This is a genomic window from Rhizobacter sp. P3_B12, assembly GCF_056402895.1.
The window spans coordinates 1-2,123 of sequence record NZ_JBFUGN010001029.1 but is presented as its reverse complement, the minus strand read 5'-3'; the positions used below and the strand labels follow the sequence as shown (position 1 = coordinate 2,123).

Below are 2,123 nucleotides of genomic sequence, written 5' to 3'. Positions count from 1 at the left end.
GGCCCGGGGCCGGCGGCAGCGGCCGCACCGCCGAGACGCCGACGCCACCGGCCACCATGCCGAAGCCGTCGCCGATGGTCGCCACCGGCTTGCGGCCGACGCTCGCCGCGACGCGCCCTTCGGTGACTTCGGCCGCCGTGCTGCCGGCGGCGGTGCGCACGCGGAACTCGGTGCCGCGCACCCCCAGCGTCAGCACCGGCGTGCGGATGTCGTAGGCCGATCCGGGCGTGCGCCGTGGGTTGACGCGCGATTCCGCCTCGCCCTGCTCGAGCGAGAGCTGCGAGCGCGTGACGCCGCTGTGGCCGAACACCAGCAGCGAGTCCATGCGCAGCAGCGAGCCGCCGGAGACCAGCACGCGGGTCGAGTCGACCAGGCGCAGCGTCAGGTTCGCGTCGGCCTCGGTGCGCAGCAGGTCGCCCGGCTGCAGCGTGTCGCCGACCACCAGCGCGATGCGCTCGCCGGCGCGCTCGCGCTGGGCGCCGCCCGCGAGGAAGGCGACGCTCGCGACCGTCGCCTCGGCACGCAGCCAGGCCACGGGCAGGCGCAGCTGGCGGCCCGGTTCGAGCCGCTTCGGGTCGGCGACGCGGTTCAGGCGCTGCAGCCGCTGCCAGCCGCTGCCGGGGGCGAGGTAGCTGTTGGCGATGCTGTAGAGGGTGTCGCCGGGGACGACGCGGTAGTGCCAATCGGTGGCCGGCGCCGGCGCGGAGGTGGCAGCGGCAGCAGGCGCCACGTCGGCGGCCAGCGCAGCGGCGCAGGCGGTGGCCCAGGCGAGCGCCGCAAAGGCACCCCATGCACTGCGCATTGCATTGCCGGCGGGCGAACGAGACATCGTGCCTCCCCTCTGACCCGATGCAACCCGGCGCGTCTATGCGGCCAAGCCCTGACCCGGCCCAGAGCGCGGAAAGATAGCATGGGCCGACCGCTTCGTGCCCTCCCGATGACCCCCTATCCTGCACCGTATCCCCACCTGCTCGACCCGCTCGACCTCGGCTTCGTCACGCTGCGCAACCGCGTGCTGATGGGCAGCATGCACACCGGCCTGGAGGACGGCCGCAAGCACTTCCCGGCGATGGCCGCGTTCTTCGCCGAGCGCGCGCGCGGCGGCGTCGGGCTGATGGTGACCGGCGGCTTCGCGCCGAACATCGCCGGCTGGACCAAGCCGTTCGCCGGCATGCTGGCCAGCAGCGGGGCGGCGCGCCGCCACCGCGAGGTGACCGGCGCCGTGCATGCCGAGGGCGGGCGCATCGCGCTGCAGATCCTGCACACCGGGCGCTACGGCTACCACCCGTTCTGCGTCGCGCCGTCGCGCATCCCCTCGCCGATCTCGCCGTTCACGCCGCGCGAGCTGTCGGTGCGCGGCATCGAGCGGCAGATCCGCGCCTTCGTGCGCTGCGCGCTGCTGGCGCGCGAGGCCGGCTACGACGGTGTCGAGATCATGGGCAGCGAGGGCTACCTGATCAACCAGTTCCTGGTGACGCACACCAACCAGCGGCGCGACGATTGGGGCGGCTCGTACGAGAACCGCATGCGGCTGCCGGTGGAGATCGTGCGCCGCGTGCGCGAGGCGGTCGGGCCCGATTTCATCCTGATCTACCGGCTGTCGATGATCGACCTGATCCCCGACGGCAGCAGCTGGCCCGAGGTGGTCGCGCTCGCGAAGGCGGTCGCGCAGGCCGGCGCGACGATCCTGAACACCGGCATCGGCTGGCACGAGGCGCGCGTGCCGACCATCGCCACCAGCGTGCCGCGCGGCGCGTTCGCATCGGTCACGCAGACGATGCGCCGCGAGCTGCGCGCCGCCGGCCTGACGATCCCGCTGGTCACCAGCAACCGCATCAACACGCCCGAGGTCGCCGAGCAGCTGCTGGCCGACGGCTGTGCCGACCTGGTGAGCCTGGCGCGCCCGCTGCTGGCCGACCCGGCCTTCGTCAACAAGGCCGCGGCCGGGCGGCCGCAGGCCATCAACACCTGCATCGCCTGCAACCAGGCCTGCCTCGACCATGCGTTCAAGGCGCAGCTCGCGACCTGCCTCGTCAACCCGCACGCGGCGCGCGAGACGGTGCTGGTGCAGCGGCCGGCGCGGCAGCGGCGCCGCGTCGCGGTGGTCGGCGCCGGGCCGGCCG

At 74.1% G+C, this 2,123-nt stretch carries 2 protein-coding genes; one reads left to right on the top strand and one right to left on the bottom strand.

Annotated features, from left to right (window positions below):
* Positions 1–829: FecR family protein (locus AC1D01_RS31630; protein WP_477873471.1), on the bottom strand; the 829-nt coding region annotated here is incomplete at its 3' end.
* Positions 830–937: 108 nt separating this feature from the next.
* On the opposite strand from AC1D01_RS31630, the gene AC1D01_RS31625 reads away from it, so the two are divergent.
* Positions 938–2,123 (top strand): 2,4-dienoyl-CoA reductase FMN-binding domain-containing protein (locus AC1D01_RS31625; RefSeq protein ID WP_477873470.1); only part of this gene is annotated, 1,186 nt, incomplete at its 3' end.